General features: G+C 66.5%; 6 protein-coding genes and 2 pseudogenes (1 of these 8 cut by a window edge). 3 read left to right on the top strand and 5 right to left on the bottom strand.

The window, feature by feature from the left end; genetic code table 11:
- Positions 1 to 870: pseudogene (locus tag QGN32_RS21035) on the top strand (lytic transglycosylase domain-containing protein); the annotation flags it as partial.
- Positions 844 to 1,611 carry a DUF1460 domain-containing protein gene (locus QGN32_RS21030; protein ID WP_442791857.1) on the top strand — a complete coding sequence of 256 codons (768 nt, stop codon included), beginning with the start codon at positions 844 to 846 and terminating at the stop codon, positions 1,609 to 1,611. The pseudogene QGN32_RS21035 and the gene QGN32_RS21030, both read left to right, overlap by 27 nt.
- A gap of 103 nt (positions 1,612 to 1,714) precedes the next feature.
- On the opposite strand, the gene QGN32_RS21025 is transcribed toward QGN32_RS21030, so the two are convergent.
- The 3 genes from QGN32_RS21025 to QGN32_RS21015 all read right to left on the bottom strand — a co-directional run bounded on the left by QGN32_RS21025 (position 1,715) and on the right by QGN32_RS21015 (position 3,559).
- Complete coding sequence (locus tag QGN32_RS21025; RefSeq protein WP_326546176.1) at positions 1,715 to 3,025, bottom strand: S1C family serine protease; 1,311 nt, start codon at positions 3,023 to 3,025, stop codon at positions 1,715 to 1,717.
- Positions 3,026 to 3,156: 131 nt separating this feature from the next.
- Positions 3,157 to 3,291: a hypothetical protein gene (locus QGN32_RS21020; protein WP_326546175.1), complete on the bottom strand. Its 135-nt coding sequence runs from the start codon at positions 3,289 to 3,291 to the stop codon at positions 3,157 to 3,159.
- A gap of 91 nt (positions 3,292 to 3,382) precedes the next feature.
- Entirely contained in the window at positions 3,383 to 3,559 is a 177-nt protein-coding gene (locus tag QGN32_RS21015; protein WP_442791744.1) for a hypothetical protein, read from the bottom strand.
- A 59-nt stretch (positions 3,560 to 3,618) separates the two neighbouring features.
- Here QGN32_RS21015 and QGN32_RS24330 point away from each other — a divergent pair.
- Positions 3,619 to 3,666: pseudogene (locus QGN32_RS24330) on the top strand (hypothetical protein); the annotation flags it as partial.
- Positions 3,667 to 3,757: 91 nt separating this feature from the next.
- Here QGN32_RS24330 and QGN32_RS21005 read toward each other — a convergent pair.
- Both QGN32_RS21005 and QGN32_RS21000 read right to left on the bottom strand, forming a co-directional pair.
- Complete coding sequence (locus tag QGN32_RS21005; protein WP_442791743.1) at positions 3,758 to 4,534, bottom strand: class I SAM-dependent methyltransferase; 777 nt, start codon at positions 4,532 to 4,534, stop codon at positions 3,758 to 3,760.
- Positions 4,535 to 4,800: 266 nt separating this feature from the next.
- Positions 4,801 to 18,886, bottom strand: partial view of a non-ribosomal peptide synthetase gene (locus QGN32_RS21000; RefSeq protein WP_442791742.1) — the 3' portion only. It continues 6,125 nt past the right edge of the window; 14,086 of the gene's 20,211 nt are visible here — the last part of the coding sequence; the start codon falls outside the window, past its right edge; the stop codon is at positions 4,801 to 4,803.

Genomic DNA, 18,886 nt, shown 5'->3' with positions numbered 1-18,886 from the left:
ATGATCTTGTTCGCCCTCGTCGGATGCTCAAGCCCGGACGGGCCGGGCACAGCGACCACGACGACCGCCGCGCCGGCTGCCGCGCTTCCGTCCCCGCCCGCCCCCGAGTCGCCGCGCCGCGAACTCGCGTCCGACCCGATACACATCGCCAACGATCTGGTGGCCGACGAGGGCGCGTTGCGAGACCCGTCGTCGTCCGAGGCGGTGCTGACGGCGGCGGCGCAACGGCAGCAGGCGGCCTACCGCGCCATCGGACGGCATCCCGAATGGGATCCCGTCGTTCGCCCGCGGATTCCGTCCGAGCTCTTGACGATCTACGACCACAATGTCGACGCGCGCCGAGAACTCGGCGTGATGAGCAGGCCGAAAGACACGCTGCCGGCCTGGCGGATCGTCGCGCCCACACCGGCGGCCGAATTGATGGGTTACTACCGCCAGGCCGAATCGGAGTTCGGCGTCCCCTGGAACTTTCTGGCTGCGATAAACCTCGTCGAAACCGCCTTCGGGCGGGTCGCCGGGGTGAGCACCGCGGGTGCGCAGGGCCCGATGCAGTTCATGCCCTCGACATTCGCCGCGTTCGGCGCCGGCGGGGATATCCACTCGCCTCGCGACAGCATCATGGCGGCGGGACGCTACCTCGCCGCCAACGGGTTCGCCAGGGACCGCGATTACGCCCTATACCGGTACAACAACTCGAACAACTATGTGCGAGCGATCACCGACTACGCCGACGCGATGGCCGCCGACCCCGCCGCGTTCGGCGGCTATCATCGGTGGGACGTTCACTACCTGACGACGGCGGGCGACGTGCTGCTACCGGTCGGCTATTCGGAGGACTTCGTGATTCCTGTCACGAAATACCTTGCTACGGTTTCCAAGTCATCGGCCGATGTGCAGATCTCCGACCAGAGCGCGCAGATCCTGGAGAAGTTGCTCACCATCAGGAACGGCGCGGCCGGCGCGGGACCGCCTGAACAGGCCGACGTGATCTCGCGGCAGTTCCTCGGGACACCTTATGGCGCAGACACTCTCGTCGGTTCAGCGACTCAGCCCGAGAAGCTGGTGGTCGAGTTGTCGACGGTGGACTGTTTCACGTATGCCGATTACGTCGAGGCGCTCAAGCGGGCGGGCAACCGCGACCAGTTCATCACCGCGTTGATGGAGGTGCGTTATAAAGACGGTGTCGTGGGCTTTGCGAACCGCAGACACTTCTTCACGGACTGGGCTGCGGCAGCGCCTGCGGTCGCAACCGATATCACTACGACTCTGAGCGCCAACGCGATCCAAGTACAGAAAAACCTGAACCAGAAGGACTCCGGCGGTGAGTACCTGCCCGGCCTGCCGGTCGTCCCTCGAACCGTCTCGCACATTCCGAGCGACCATTTCGACAACACGGCTTTGAGCGAATTGCGCACCGGTGACTACATCGGAGCGTATGCCGAGGACGGCGGGCTGGACGTCACGCATGTCGGCATCTTCATCGACACGCCTGACGGGCCGGTGCTGCGCAACGCGTCGTCATTGCAGTCCGACGGCAAGGTGGTCGACACCCCGTTGTTCGACTATCTGCAGACTGTCCCCGGGGTAGTCGTGCTCCGACCGGTTCGGTAGCCGCCCCGACTGTGAGCGGTGGCGCCGCGGTCGATCCGGCTCCTAATGGACGCCCGTAACTTCTGACGCGGCTCTCCGACAAGGCCCAATCGGTCCGCGGAGATTACGCCTCGCCCAGGGTCACCTGAGCGGTCTGAGCCGCGCCCGAGGCGATGCGATAGGTGACAGAAACGGTGTCACCGGGCGCACGCGACCGAATCGCCGCGACGAGCGCTTCCGGGCCGTCGATCACCTGGTTGTCGACCTTGGTGATCACCGCTTCGCTCGGCAGTCCGGCTTCCGCTGCGGGGCCACCGTCGACGACAGCGACGACCGCACCACCGCTCTTGGCGCCAGCCGTGCCGAGCTTCACCCCGAGCGCACCATGACTGGCGGTGCCCGTGGTGACCAATTCCTGGGCGACGCGCTTGGCCTGATCGACAGGGATCGCGAAACCCAGTCCGATCGAACCGCTTTGACCGCCGGGCCCGCTGCTGCCCATGCTTGCGATCGCGGAGTTCACGCCAATCAACTCACCGCCCATGTTCACCAGCGGGCCACCGGAGTTTCCAGGATTCACCGCGGCGTCGGTCTGGATCGCGTTGAGCACGGTGACATCTCCGCCCGACCCGTCGCCGGCGAACACCGGCCGGTTCAGCGCACTGACGATGCCGGTGGTCACCGTCCCCTGCAGACCGAGCGGAGATCCGATCGCGACGACCTGCTCGCCGACCTTCACATCGCCCGAAGATCCCAGGGCGATGGGGGTCAATCCGGAGACACCCTCGGCGCGAACGACCGCCAGGTCGCCCGATGGGTCAGTCCCGACAACGCTGAACGGTGCGGTTTGGCCGTCGGAGAACGCCACGGTTGCCGTGGGTTCGCCGCGCAGCGAGGAGGGGTATGTTCCGCGACCGCTGTCGGCCACGGGAGCCACCACGTGGTTGTTGGTGAGGATGAGCCCGTCGTCGCTCAATACGATTCCCGAACCCGAAGGGCCCTCACCTCCCAGGTCGATCTTCAACTGGACGACGCTGGGCAGCACCCTGGCCGCGACCTCCTCCACCGTGCCCGCGGGCGCAGCGGCGGCCGCGCGAGGTGTGACGGGCGCCTCGGCGATGGGTGACTGCATGGGGGTCGCGTCGTCCGTGCGGTCATCGATGCCCGCGACGGCGACACCGAGCCCGCCGCCCACCACCGCAGCGGCGACAGCGCCGGCGACAATCGCGCCGCGCCGAGACTTCTTCAGTTGAACCCTCGGGATTGGAACCGTATCAGCCTGCCCCGCAGAATGATTCGAGCCATAGGGCTGCTGATGGCCGTAGCGCCACTCATAACGCAGATGCGAGGGGACATGAGTCTGGGCTCCCAGATACGGCTGTCCCGCAGCGAAGCTCGGGGGCTGATCCGTGGAATACCGCGGAGTGTTGGTCATTTGTTCTTCTTCTCTTTCTGAATCGTCGATCAGCCCACATGGCCTCAGCACAGGGTTCCTGCATTGGCTGAGAGTGAACTGAGAACTGACTCAGCAAATTCCGAGATATCGAATCGTGACCGTCAGTGGATTCAGGCGATGCCGCCCAGTCCGATTTCGAGGACGCTACCGGTGATGACCCCTTGGTCGGTGATCAGATACATCAGCCCGCGACTGACGTCCTCAGGCATGATCCACGGCCGAGGGATCGGATTGGCCTTCATCATGCGACCAACCAACTCGGCGGGTACGTCGTCCTCGCCTTCGGGCTGCTATTGTTGTCGTGCACTGTCTTTCGCACTGTTCAGGTCTTTCGCATTATCCGGGGCCGGCGAAGACGGGCGACTCCCCCGTCATCCCGGCCCTGACAGCCACGATCCGGTTGGGTTGCCGATCAGTCATCTCAGCGGTGGGGTGGGTCTCCAACAGCATGCGCGACAACCCGCCGAGACCGCATCCGAGTTCGAGGATCTTCGGGCCGGGAACATCGGCCACTTCTCGCACTGCGCTTCGGCGACTACATCGCTGCGTATGGCGAAGACGGCGGTGTCGACGTGACGCATGTCGGCATCTTCATCGATACGCCGAACGGCCCGGTGCTACGCAACGCGTCATCACGGCCCGCCGACTGCAAGGTCGTCGACAGACCGCTGTTCGACCACCGTCGCGGCGCTGTCGGGGAAATCAAAAGGCCTATGCGGATTGGCCGGTTTGCTGGGCTCGACTGGCAACCATCGCCGTCGCGCCCCGCGGTCGGGTGCGGAACTCGACCGCAATCGCCGGATCGGCATGCTGGGCAAGCGCTCGCAGCGCCGACCGGCTATAGGCGCGTAGCGAGCTGATGACCCCATCGTGTAACAGCGGGCTCAGCCTGGTGAACGGCCGGGCCGCCGCCAGCTTCATCAAGTGGACCGGCGGCGAGGGCCTGCGCAGGTCGATGATCAGCAACTTGTTCGCTACCCTGGTCCCTTCCGCGAACACTCGCGCGGCCTGTTCGGGCGGTAGGTGATGCAATGACAACGCAAACACCGCGAGGTCGTAATATCCGTCGGGGGCGTCGATTGCGGTGGCGTCCATTTCCCGCACCGTGGCACGGGGGTGACTACCGAGGTCACTAGCGGCGATCTCGGCCACGAACGCGGGATCGATGTCGGTGACCGTCATCTGGGCAGTGGAGTGCCTCTCCAGCAGTCGGCGCGACAGCCCGCCGAGGCCGGAGCCGAGTTCGAGGATCTTCGGTGAGGGGACATCGGCGACCTCACGAAGCACGGTTCGAGCGCACAACTCGTAACCACCGATCCACCGGCGCCGACCGCTGCGGTCGAGTGCTCGCACGACTCTCCGCTTCAACTCGTCGACGTCGTCGCGGTCCAGGTATTCCAGCCGATCGGTCTGCAGCCGGCGGGACAGCCGGGAGGCGTCCGGTCCGCCCCGGGGCATGCTCACAATGTCGCGAGTTGCCTCGTCCATGTAAACCATGATGGAGGACGCCGCAATGCTCCGCGCGACATTCACGAAAGTCACAGCAATTGCGGCGACTTTGGTTGTGCCAGCGGGCGGTAGCTTCGTCGACGTCCCAGTTGATCCGTCGACATCGGTCACGAAACACCGAGAGCGAATAGCCGACACCAGTCCGGTGGAATCACCGGCATCATTCCTGACAAGATCACTGCACTGAATCCGGAACGCCGGCAGAAACCGCTGACAGACAGCGACTTTCCGATGGCAGTGCCACCTTACGCTTCTAACGAGAGTTTGAGTTGTTGGCCAAACAGGCTGACCGACTCGGCAGTCAACATGTCTTCATGTGTGCAGTCCACCGAGTACTCCGTCATGTCGCCGGCAATGTAGGGCCGCCAGCTCTGCAGAGGGGACGAACTGCTGGCGTTCTCATCCCGTACCGCAGAGAAAACGGTCATATCGCCGTGGAAGACGCCGGGTTCGTGAGCTCCATACAGCTCCATATTGGTATTGATGTTATGGAGTACCAGATCCCGAAGTTGCTGGTATTGCGCAAACTGTACGGGTGCTCGATCGCGAACGAGTTCTTCCACCTGCTCGCGGGTAAGCGGCTCGTCGTGTTCCGGAATATCGACACCGCAGAATCGCAAGGCAGCTTCCAACATGTCCTTCTCGCCCAAGGCACGGTCGGGTAAGTGGACGCTGCCGTCCATGCCTGGTCGGGCGTCGAGAAGGATGAGGTGCGCGATTTCACCCCCGCGACGCTGAAGTTCGATGGCGACTTCTTGGGCGACGACGCCTCCGAAGGACCAGCCGAGAAGGTTGTATGGCCCTGTTGGACAAGTGTTCTGGATTCTGTCGGCGTAGTTTCTCGCCATCTCGCGAATTGACCGCGGTTCGGTTTCTCCGTTCTGCGGGACTTGTTGGATCCCGATGATCGGACAGTCCACATAGATGCCGAGAGCGTGGTACGCCCAGCTCACCCCGCCCCCGGCGTGGATGCAGAACAGCGGAGTACCGGTGCCGGCTTTCAGAGTCTGAACCGGCGCTACTTCGACAGAAACCGAATTTGTGTCCAACCGCTGACTCAAGCTCTTGACCGTGGGCGCTTCGAACACGGTGGGCACGGAAAGATCAGTCCCGAGTGAGGTTTTGATCGCCGCGATCAGGCGCATCGCCGACAGTGAGTCTCCTCCGAGGGTGAAGAAGTCGTCGTCGAGTCCGGCGCGGTCGAGGCCGAGGACGTCGGCAAAGATTTCGGCGACGATCTTTTCGGTCGGTGTCTGGGGGGCGCGGAAGGAGGTGGTGGTAAACACCGGCGCGGGCAGGGCCCGGCGGTCGATCTTGCCCGAGGAGGTCATCGGGAACTGCTCGAGCACCAGGATCTGGGTGGGCACCATGTAGTCGGGCAACCGTGCGCTCAACTGCTGGCGCACCGCGCTGATCTTGGTGTTGGTCTGCGGGTCGTTGGCATCACCGCTGCGCTCGGCGGCCCGCGGCAGGTACAGCTCGGTCAAAGCGCCCCGCGGCCCCTGGGCCACGGAGACGAAGACCGCATCCAGGGTGCCCGGGGAAGACCCCCAGGTGACCGCCACGCGATAGCCGGCCGCCTCGCCCAGTTCGTGCAGCTGCTCGGGGTCGACCGCATCCGGGATGGGTTGGGCCAGCGCCTCGGCCAGCCCCAACCCGGCGGCCAGGCCCTGTTCGACGCCCACGTCGACGATCAGCCCGGCGCGCGGGATCTCGCTGACTCGCACCACCTCGGGACGTTGGGCAACCAACTCGGCGTGCAACCCGCTCAGCCCGGCGCATCGGGTCCAGGCCCATGTGGGCGCCTCGGCCATCGAGCACACCGCACCGGGACTGGTGTAGATCACCACGTCATAGCGGTACCGGGTCAGCTCGTTGTCCGCCGATGCCCGTTTGACCTGGATGTCCAACCCGGCCACCGCCGCATTACCGGCCGCCCAGGTAGTGAAAAACTCAGGGGCCAACAACAATTCAGGTTCACCCACGATGGCGCGCTGCACCCGCTGGCGGATCTCGGCGGCGTCGGCGCGCTGGCTGCGCGCCAATGCCACACCGGTGTGAAACGCCCCCAACAGACTGTGATTGCGCACATCACCGATGACCAACACCCCACCCGGGGCCAACAACTGCACGGCGTCGTCGATGACCTGACGCAGATAGGCCGCACTGGGGAAGTACTGCACCACCGAGTTCACAATGACGGTGTCGAAATACCCCGCCGGCAGACCCTCGGTGACATCGGCGGGCTGCACCTGCAACCGCACCCGATCCCCCCACGACTGCGCGGCCACCTCGGCCTGCAACCTCTCAATCGTGGGCGCGGAAAAGTCGGTGCCCCAATACTGCTCACACCGCGCAGCGATCTGGGACAACACCAACCCCGAGCCCACCCCGATCTCCAGCACCCGCCGCGGACCCAACGCCGAAATCCGATCCACGATCGCCGAACGCCACTGCTGCATCTGCTCAACCGGAATCGGCTCACCAGTATAACTACTGTTCCAACCCCGAAAATCCATCCCGAAACCCGGCACCTCCACCCGGGCGTCATACAACTCGTCATAAACCTGATGCCACTGCTCAACAATCTCAGCATCATCACCAGCACTACTGCGGTGCCGGAGGGTCACGTAAGCCACCAGGTGTGAGCCGGCAGCGCCGTGATGGAGAGCGGCTGCGGCGTGGGTGACCTGGGGGCAACCCAGCAGGCTGTTCTCGATCTCGCCCAACTCGATGCGTTGGCCCCGCAGCTTGACCTGAGTGTCGGCGCGGCCCAGATACTCCAGCGTGCCCTGCGCCGTCCAGCGCACCAGATCCCCGCTGCGATACATCCGCTGCCCGGGCCCCCCGTACGGACTGGCCACAAACCGCTCAGCGGTCAACCCCGCCCGCCCCACATAACCACGCGCCACCGCCGGCCCACCCAGATACAACTCACCGACCACCCCGACCGGCGCCGGGTACAACCGCGCATCCAACACCAACGCACACACCCCCGCGATCGGAGCACCGATGCGTACCGGTTGCCCTGCGGACAGCGCACTGCACGTGACCCAGATGGTGGTTTCGGTGGGGCCATAGCCGTTGTACATCCGCCGATCCGGCGCCCACGCGGCCACCACCTCCCCCGCACAGGCCTCCCCGACGGCGACCAACGTGCCCAAATCGTCCAGCCTTGCGCGGTCAAGTGTCGACAGCACCGTCGGAGTCAATATCGCCGCGTCGACCCGCTGACCCTCCAGCACCGCAGTCAAGGCTTGCCCGGCATAGGCATCCGGCCCGGCCACCACCAACGCCGCCCCCGAGGCCGCCGCCAACAGCAACTCGCCGATTGACGCGTCGAAGGTGGGCGCGGCGACCATCAACACCCGTGCCCCGGCGGCCAACCCGAACGTCTGGCGCTGGGCCGCGGCCCAACCCAGCAGGCCGGCGTGGCTGACCGCCACCCCCTTGGGCACGCCGGTCGAACCCGACGTGAAAATCACATAGGCGGCGCTGTCGGCCCCCAGCGGCCCCAGCCGATCAGCATCGGTGATCGGCTCGGCGCTGCGCCCCGACAACTGCAGCCCGTCGATGCGCAGCACCGGACGCGACCCCGCCCCCGAAACCGCATCAGCGCCAACAGTCAACACACACACCGCATCCGCGGCGTCCAACACCGTGGCGATGCGCTCCACCGGATGAGCGGTATCCACCGGCACATACACCCCACCGGCCTTGACCACCGCCCACCACGCCACCACCAACTCCGCACACCGATCCATCCCCACGCCCACCGCGCGCTCCGGACCCACCCCCGCCTCGATCAACACCCGCGCCAACCGCGTCGAAAGCTCATCCAACTCCCGATACGACAGCACCCGGCCACCATCGATGACCGCCGCCGCACCCGGATCGGCGGCCACCGCCGCGGCCAGCACCTGCGGCGCAGTCCCCACCGGGCCCGCCACCTGCACACCCGACCACTGCGACAGCACCAGATCACGCTCGCCGCGATCCAGCAACCCCACCTCGCCGATCACCACCGAGGCATCGGCCACCACCGCCTCGACCACCCGACCCAACCAACCCACCAACCGCTCGATCGTGGAACGCTCGAACAAATCGGTGGCATACGTCACGGTTCCCGCGGCCATCGGCGCGTCCGGATCCTCACCCGGCACCTCACCGAGTTGGATGTCCAAATCGAACTTCGCCGAACAGGTCGATGCCGCCAGCGGTTCGACGCTGATCCCGTCGAAGGACACCATCTCGGGGCGCACGTTGTTCTGCAAGACCATCAGCACCTGGAACAGCGGATGATGTGAGGTCGAGCGCACCGGGTTGAGTTGCTCGACCAGCCGCTCGAAGGGCACATCCTGATTGCTGTAGGCATCCAACGCCTTATGGCGCACCTGCTCGAGCACCTCGCAAAACCGCAGCCCCGACCGCACCCGCACCCGCAACACCCACGTGTTGACGAAAAACCCGACCAGCTCATCCAACGCCGCATCCATGCGCCCGGCGATCGGGGTACCCAACGCCACGTCCTCACCGGCCCCAGCCCGATGCAACACCACCGCCACCAGCGCCTGCATCACCATCGAGGCCGTCGCGTTATGCGCCGCGGCCACCCGCTTGAGCCCCGCCCACAACGGCGCATCGATACGCAGCCCCACCTCATCACCGCGGTAACTGGGCACCGGCGGGCGCGCCCGATCCGTCGGCAACGACACCACCTCGGGCAGATCGGCCAACTCCTGACGCCAATAGGCCAACTGCCCGGCGATCACACTATCGGGATCCGACTCCACACCCAACGAATCATGTTGCCACAACGTGTAATCGGCGTACTGCACCGCCAACGGCGCCCAACCAGGGACCTGGCCCTGACGGCGCGCCCCATACGCCTCGGCCACATCACGCACCATCGGAACCGTCGACCAGCCGTCAAAAGCGATGTGGTGCACCACAATCACCAACACATACCGCTGCGGGCCCACCGCAAAGATCTGCGCACGAATCGGGATCTCGTTGGCCAGATCAAACCGATACCCCGCCAGCGCCACCACCTCACCGACCACATCCCCCTCGGCCAGCGACACCACCACCGCACCCCCGCGCCGCCACATCCCCGCCCGCACCGGCAACACCCTCTGGAACGGCACCCCATCAACATCGGGAAAAACCGTGCGCAACGACTCATGCCGCGCGATCACATCATCGAGCGCCGCGCCCAACGCATCCACATCCAGCGCCCCGCCGATCCGCAACGCAATGGGGATGTTGTAGGTCGCCACCCCGCCCTCGAACCGGTTCAAAAACCACAACCGGCTCTGCGCGAACGACAACGGGATCCGGTCCGGGCGCGGCATCACCCGCAGGGGCGGGCGGGCAGGGCTGCCGCGATGGCGATGCAGATATTCCGCGAGGTCCCCGACGGTGGACGCATCGAACAGATACCGGACCGGCACTTCGCGCCCGAGCGCCAACTGCAGTCGAGTGCTGACTCGGGTGGCGATCAGTGAGTCTCCTCCGAGGGTGAAGAAGTCGTCGTCGAGTCCGGCGCGGTCGAGGCCGAGGACGTCGGCAAAGATTTCGGCGACGATCTTTTCGGTCGGTGTCTGGGGGGCGCGGAAGGAGGTGGTGGTGAACACCGGCGCGGGCAGGGCCCGGCGGTCGATCTTGCCCGAGGAGGTCATCGGGAACTGCTCGAGCACCAGGACCTGGGTGGGCACCATGTAGTCGGGCAACCGTGCGCTCAACTGCTGGCGCACCGCGCTGATCTTGGTGTTGGTCTGCGGGTCGTTGGCATCACCGCTGCGCTCGGCGGCCCGCGGCAGGTACAGCTCGGTCAAAGCGCCCCGCGGCCCCTGGGCCACGGAGACGAAGACCGCATCCAGGGTGCCCGGGGAAGACCCCCAGGTGACCGCCACGCGATAGCCGGCCGCCTCGCCCAGTTCGTGCAGCTGCTCGGGGTCGACCGCATCCGGGATGGGTTGGGCCAGCGCCTCGGCCAGCCCCAACCCGGCGGCCAGGCCCTGTTCGACGCCCACGTCGACGATCAGCCCGGCGCGCGGGATCTCGCTGACTCGCACCACCTCGGGACGTTGGGCAACCAACTCGGCGTGCAACCCGCTCAGCCCGGCGCATCGGGTCCAGGCCCATGTGGGCGCCTCGGCCATCGAGCACACCGCACCGGGACTGGTGTAGATCACCACGTCATAGCGGTACCGGGTCAGCTCGTTGTCCGCCGATGCCCGTTTGACCTGGATGTCCAACCCGGCCACCGCCGCATTACCGGCCGCCCAGGTAGTGAAAAACTCAGGGGCCAACAACAATTCAGGTTCACCCACGATGGCGCGCTGCACCCGCTGGCGGATCTCGGCGGCGTCGGCGCGCTGGCTGCGCGCCAATGCCACACCGGTGTGAAACGCCCCCAACAGACTGTGATTGCGCACATCACCGATGACCAACACCCCACCCGGGGCCAACAACTGCACGGCGTCGTCGATGACCTGACGCAGATAGGCCGCACTGGGGAAGTACTGCACCACCGAGTTCACAATGACGGTGTCGAAATACCCCGCCGGCAGACCCTCGGTGACATCGGCGGGCTGCACCTGCAACCGCACCCGATCCCCCCACGACTGCGCGGCCACCTCGGCCTGCAACCTCTCAATCGTGGGCGCGGAAAAGTCGGTGCCCCAATACTGCTCACACCGCGCAGCGATCTGGGACAACACCAACCCCGAGCCCACCCCGATCTCCAGCACCCGCCGCGGACCCAACGCCGAAATCCGATCCACGATCGCCGAACGCCACTGCTGCATCTGCTCAACCGGAATCGGCTCACCGGTATAACTACTGTTCCAACCCCGAAAATCCATCCCGAAACCCGGCACCTCCACCCGGGCGTCATACAACTCGTCATAAACCTGATGCCACTGCTCAACAATCTCAGCATCATCACCAGCACTACTGGCATGCTCCAACCCGATGTAGGCAACGAGTTGAGTGCCGGTCTCGGTGCGGTGCATCGTGGCTGCGGCGTGGGTGACCTGGGGGCAACCCAGCAGGCTGTTCTCGATCTCGCCCAACTCGATGCGTTGGCCCCGCAGCTTGACCTGAGTGTCGGCGCGGCCCAGATACTCCAGCGTGCCCTGCGCCGTCCAGCGCACCAGATCCCCGCTGCGATACATCCGCTGCCCGGGCCCCCCGTACGGACTGGCCACAAACCGCTCAGCGGTCAACCCCGCCCGCCCCACATAACCACGCGCCACCCCCGGCCCACCCAGATACAACTCACCGACCACCCCGACCGGCGCCGGGTGCAACCGCGCATCCAACACCAACGCACACACCCCCGCGATCGGAGCACCGATGTCCACACGCTGTCCCGCCGACAGCGGTGCGGTGCATGTCGCCCAGATGGTGGTTTCGGTGGGGCCATAAGCGTTGTACATCCGCCGATCCGGCGCCCACGCGGCCACCACCTCCGCCGCACAGGCCTCCCCGGCCGTAATCAGCGTGCCAAGCCCGTCGAGGCGGCCGCGATCCAGCGTCGACAGCACCGTCGGGGTCAGCACTGCCGCGTCGACCCGCTGACCCTCCAGCACCGCGGTCAAGGCTTGCCCGGCATAGGCATCCGGCGCGGCCACCACCAACGCCGCCCCGGGGCCCGCCGCGAGGATCATTTCGAACACCGAGGCGTCGAAGGTGGGCGCGGCGACCATCAACACCCGTGCCCCGGCGGCCAACCCGAATGTCTGGCGCTGCGCCGCGGCCAGCCCGAGGAGGCCGGCGTGGCTGACCGCCACCCCCTTGGGCACGCCGGTCGAACCCGACGTGAAAATCACATAGGCGGCGCTGTCGGCCCCCAGCGGCCCCAGCCGATCAGCATCGGTGATCGGCTCGGCGCTGCGCCCCGACAACTGCAGCCCGTCGATGCGCAGCACCGGACGCGACCCCGCCCCCGAAACCGCATCAGCGCCAACAGTCAACACACACACCGCATCCGCGGCGTCCAACACCGTGGCGATGCGCTCCACCGGATGAGCGGTATCCACCGGCACATACACCCCACCGGCCTTGACCACCGCCCACCACGCCACCACCAACTCCGCACACCGATCCATCCCCACGCCCACCGCGCGCTCCGGACCCACCCCCGCCTCGATCAACACCCGCGCCAACCGCGTCGAAAGCTCATCCAACTCCCGATACGACAGCACCCGGCCACCATCGATGACCGCCGCCGCACCCGGATCGGCGGCCACCGCCGCGGCCAGCACCTGCGGCGCAGTCCCCACCGGGCCCGCCACCTGCACACCCGACCACTGCGACAGCACCAGATCACGCTCGCCGCGATCCAGCAACCCCACCTCGCCGATCACCACCGAGGCATCGGCCACCACCGCCTCGACCACCCGCCCCAACCAACCCACCAACCGCTCGATCGTGGAACGCTCGAACAAATCGGTGGCATACGTCACCATGCCGACGGCCATCGGCGCACCGGAGTCTTCGCTGGGGATCTCCCTCATGTCGAAATCGAGGTCGAACTTGGCGGTGCGCGTCAACGCTGACAGCGGTTCGACGCTGATCCCGTCGAACGTGGCTATCTCGGGGCGCACGTTGTTCTGGAAGATCATGGCCACTTGGAACAGCGGATGATGTGAGGTCGAGCGCACCGGGTTGAGTTGCTCGACCAGCCGCTCGAAGGGCACATCCTGATTGCTGTAGGCATCCAACGCCTTATGGCGCACCTGCTCGAGCACCTCGCAAAACCGCAGCCCCGACCCCACCCGCACCCGCAACACCCACGTGTTGACGAAAAACCCGACCAGCTCATCCAAGGCCGCATCCATGCGCCCGGCGATCGGGGTACCCAACGCCACGTCCTCACCGGCCCCAGCCCGATGCAACACCACCGCCACCAGCGCCTGCATCACCATCGAGGCCGTCGCGTTATGCGCCGCCGCCACCCGCTTGAGCCCCGCCCACAACGGCGCATCGATACGCAGCCCCACCTCATCACCGCGGTAACTGGGCACCGGCGGACGCGCCCGATCCGTCGGCAACGACACCACCTCGGGCAGATCGGCCAACTCCTGACGCCAATAGGCCAACTGCCCAGCGATCACACTATCGGGATCCGACTCCACACCCAACGAATCATGTTGCCACAACGTGTAATCGGCGTACTGCACCGCCAACGGCGCCCAACCAGGGACCCGGCCCTGACGGCGCGCCCCATACGCCTCGGCCACATCACGCACCATCGGAGCCAACGACCAGCCGTCAAAAGCGATGTGGTGCACCACAATCACCAACACATACCGCTGCGGGCCCACCGCAAAGATCTGCGCACGAATCGGGATCTCGTTGGCCAGATCAAACCGATACCCCGCCAGCGCCACCACCTCACCGACCACATCCCCCTCGGCCAGCGACACCACCGCCGCACCCCCGCGCCGCCACATCCCCGCCCGCACCGGCAACACCCTCTGGAACGGCACCCCATCAACATCGGGAAAAACCGTGCGCAACGACTCATGCCGCGCGATCACATCATCGAGCGCCGCGCCCAACGCATCCACATCCAGCGCCCCGCTGATCTGCAGTGCGGACGGCATGTTGTAGGTCGCCACCCCGCCCTCGAACCGGTTCAAAAACCACAACCGCTGCTGGGCGAAGGACAACGGTACGACTGCGGGCCGCTGTCGCACCCGCAACGGCTTGCGCCGATGCGAGCCCTCATCGACCCGCGGCGCCAACTGGGCGACCGTGGGTGCGTCGAACAAGGTACGCACCTCAAGGTTCGCGTCCAGGCCGGTGTTGACCGCGTTGATCACCCTCATCGCCAACAGCGAATCCCCGCCCAGGTCGAAGAACGAGTCGTCGACTCCGACCCGCTCGAGCCCGAGCACCTGGGCGTAGATGCCGGCCAGGATTTCCTCGACGGCGTTCGTCGGGCCGCGGTATCCGCCGGCGGCGTACTCCGGTGCCGGCAGGGCGCGCTTGTCGAGTTTGCCGTTGACGGTCACAGGAAGCTTGTCCACCACCACCACGGCGGCAGGCACCATGTAAGCCGGCAGCCGGTCGGTCAACGCGCTACGCACGTCGGCCGGATCGGCAGTGCCTGTGACATAACCCACCAGACGTTTGTCGCGGGGGCGGTCTTCGCGGGCGATCACCACCGCCTGCTCGACTCCGTCCATCGCCGTCAGCGCGGTCTGGATTTCCCCGAGCTCGATACGATATCCGCGGATCTTGACCTGCTCATCGGAGCGCCCGAGATACCGCAGCTCGCCGTCAGCGTTCCAGCCGACCAGATCCCCGGTGCGGTACATCCGCGCCCCGGCTCCTGCGAACGGGCACGCCACAAACCGCGCCGAGGTCAATCCGGCTCGACGCCAATACCCCATCCCGAGGCCGGAACCGGCCACATACAACTCACCGACAACACCCGCCGGCACCGGACGCAACCATCCGTCGAGCACAAAGAAGCCGAGATGGGCCAACGGCACCCCGATGGGGCTGGCATTGCCGGCGGCGTCGCCGTCGACGATCTGCCGAATCGAGGCGTGCACCGTCGTCTCGGTGGTGCCGTACAGGTTGAGCAGACGCGGTGATTTCGGATGGTGGTCCAGCCACGTCCGAAGGCGTTGCGGCTCAAGCGCTTCACCGGCGAACAGCACGGTTTCGAGTGCCAGCCGCTGCCCCCGCTCCTGCTGCGTGGCGTCGGCGGTTTGCAGCGCATAGAACGCCGACGGCGTCTGGCTCAACACGCTGACCGATTCGCCGACCAGCAAGGCGTGGAAATCGTCGGCGGACCGCGTCACCGGCTCGGGCACCACGACCAGCCGGCCACCGGCCAGCAGCGCACCCCAGATCTCACACACCGAGACATCGAAGGCGTAGGAATGCCACTGCGACCACACGCCCGCGCGTCGCACGTCGGCGTCCAGCGACGCCAGCAGCCCGGTCACGCTGCGGTGTGTGATCGCAACTCCTTTGGGCACACCGGTGGTGCCCGAGGTGTAGGTGAGGTACGCGACGTCGTCGGCGGTCGGCGGCGGTGGCGCCGTACACGGTTGGCCCCCCACAGCGGGATCGGCGACGTCGATGACCGGCAGGTCATGCCCGTTCAGCCGCTCGGCCAGGCCCGCCGTGGTGACCGCCGCCATCGGCGCGGCATCGGCGATCATGAAATCGATCCGGGCCGGCGGCAGCGCCGGGTCGATCGGCAGGTACGCCGCCCCGGTCTTGAGCACGGCCAGAATCGCCACAATCGCTTCGGCCGACCGCGAAACCATAAGCGCCACAAACTCGCCCGCCCCGGCCCCGCGGCCGGCCAACAGGTGGGCCAGCCGGTTGGCTGCCTCGTCGAGCTGTCGATACGTCGTAGCGTCGCCGTCGAAGCTCACCGCCACCGCATCCGGTGTCTTGGCCGCCTGCGCGGCGAACGCCACCGGAAGGGACACCGATGTGGGTGCGGGCTGGGTCAGCACGGCCCGATTGCCCCAGCTGTCCAAGCGGGCGTGTTCGTATCCGTCGAGCAGGTCCACCGATGACAGCCGCCGAGTGGGCTCAGCGGTCATCGCCACCAGCACTCGCTCCAACCGCTCGATCAGCGCGCCGATGTCGGCCGCGGTGAATACCTCGGTGTCGTATTCGACGCGAATGCCCAGTCGGGCGCCGGGCGTGACTTGGACCGTAAGCGGGTAGTGGTTGAACTCGCGGCTGGTGAACTCGGTGACGGCCACATCGTGGTCACCGGACATGGCGGCGGTGTCGATCGGGTAGTTCTCGTAGACGAACAGCGTGTCGAACAGCTGTTCGCAACCGATGATCCGGTGAATTTCGCTGAGCGCCAAATGCTGATGGTCGATGGTGTCGTTGTGAGCGCGCTGCAGTTGGTCCAGCAGGTCGACCGCCGTCGTCGCCGGCGTCATCGTCGCCCGCACCGGCACCGTGTTGATGAACAGTCCGACCATGGATTCCGCGCCGACGACGTCGACCGGCCTACCCGAGACCGCGGTACCGAAAGCGACGTCGTGCTGTCCGGTCAGCCACATCAGCAATTGCGCGTAGGCGCACTGCAACACGGTGTTGACCGTGGTGTGACGCTTGCGCGCGAGCTCGTTGACGGCCCGCGTCGTTTCTTCGGGCAGCCGAGACGATGCAATGCCGCGGGCGCCCAGGCCCAACCTTTGAGCGGATCCCACGAGGGTGGGGGTGTCAAAGCCGGCGAGCACCTCGCGCCAGGCGCGGTGGGCGGCGTCAACGTCTCGATCGGCCAGCCAGGTGAAGAACCTGCGGTACGGCGCAGCCGCGGGGAGGCGATGACCGTGATAGCCGGCGAAAATCTCGCCCAGCAGGATCGGCAGCGACCAGCCATCGAGCACGATGTGGTGATTGGTCAGCACCAACCGGTGCCGATCGGGGGCGCTGCGGGCCAACGCTGCACGGAATACCGGTCCGGCGGCGAGATCGCATGCCGCGGCACGTTCGGCAGCGCACAGCTGCTGCATTTCCCCGTCGGCATCGTGGGTCGTCAGCTCGACATAGCGCCACGCCGTCACGGGATCGGCGGGGATGATCTGCACCGGCTCGTCGAATTGGCCGTAGAAGCGGGACACCAGGTTCGGATGACGGTGAACCACCGTACGCACCGCATCGTGCAGCCGGTCGGGGTCGAGAGGGCCGCTCAACGCGATATCCACCTGCACGGCATACACATCGTCGTCGTTGTCTTGCGCGGTGCTGGCGTGGAAGAGCAGGCCCTGCTGTAAGGGAGTCAACGGCAAGATGTCGGCGAGATCGTATTGCCGTGCAAGGTAGTCGATTTGGTGTTGACTCAGACGGGCAGGCGTGATGTCCGACGGGGTCAGGCCGCCACCGCCCCGCCGCACGTGGGCGCAGATGCCGGCCAGCGCGTCGAACCACAACCGGCTCAGGCGACTGACTCGGGTGTGATCCAGCACCGAGGGCGCCCACGTCCAATTCGCGTGCAGTTGCGGGCCGGCCTCGGCATCGAGGGTGCCGGCGCTGAGTTCTACGGTGTGCGCCATGGGGATGGGCACCGCCGTGGCGGCGGCCAGTGACATGTCGTCCTGGTCGACCCGCCAAAGGTCACCGGAGGCTTCGCCGGCCGCGCCACCGAGCCGCCCCAGATAGTTGAATCCGATTGACGGGTCGGACTCGGGCAGGTCCACGTCGGGGTTCAGATAGCGCAGCAGACCGTAGGTCAGCGGGTCGGGCAAGGCGCGCAACTGCTCTTTGGCGTCCTTGACCAGTGCCCCCAGCGCCGCCTCGCCGTCGGTGACCTGCGCCCAGCGCAGTCCGCCGACGGTCATCGACACCGGGTACTTGGCGGTGAACCACCCCACCGTGCGCGACAGGTCGACGCCTGGGGCCAACTCCTCGTCTCGCCCGTGGCCTTCCACGTCGATGCCGATCGGCACTACCCCGTTGCCTACGAACTCCGACCACGCCAACCCCAAGCCGATCAACAAGATCTCCTGGATGCCCGCATGAAACGCCGCCGTCACCTCACCCAGGAGCAGCCTGGTGGTCGCGGCGTCCAGCGACACCGACAACTGACCGGCGGTGGCGTACGTATCGGCGTCGGGACGTATGGCCGGCAACGCCGCCGGTGCCGCCGCCACCTGCTTCCACGCCGCCGCTTGGTCCACCACCTTTTCGGCACGAGCATGCTCGGTGAGCAGCGACGCCCACCGGGCGAACGACGTGCCGCCTGCGGGCAGCGCCACCGCCTGACCGGCCCGGTACTGGGCCCAGGCGATGTTCAAGTCCTCCAACAGAATTCGCCATGACACTCCGTCGATGGCCAGGTGGTGGATGATCAATACCAGCGCACGCGCCGAGGTTACCCACAACGCGCTGAGCATCACTCCTGCGGCCGGGTTCAACCGCGAGCGCGCGGCCACCAGCGCCTCGTCGGACAACACGTCGACGGTCTGCAGACACGTCGCGGCATCCACCGCACCGGCTTCGGGCACCGTCAACGACCAGTCGCCGGCGGCATCGCCCGCAGCCCGCAGCCGCAACATGGCATGCCGATCCAGCAGGGCCTGCAGCAGCACCAGCACGTCGGCGTCAGACACCCCGGCCGGAGCCGACACCACCACCGTTTGGTTGAACTCGTCGATAGGGCCGTCCACACTGGCCAGCCAGCGCATGATCGGGGTCGCCACGACCGGGCCGATGCCCTCGTCGACCACGCCGGCGTCGCCGGCCCCCACCGCGGCCACGCCGGCGAGCCGGGCCACGGTCTGCTCGACGAAGACATCGCGCGGCCGACAGTGCAATCCGGCGGCGCGG

The organism is Mycolicibacterium sp. ND9-15, from assembly GCF_035918395.1.
Classification (GTDB): Bacteria; Actinomycetota; Actinomycetes; order Mycobacteriales; family Mycobacteriaceae; genus Mycobacterium.
Note: the sequence above shows the minus strand (reverse complement) of the source record. Positions and strands in the feature narration are given on the sequence as shown.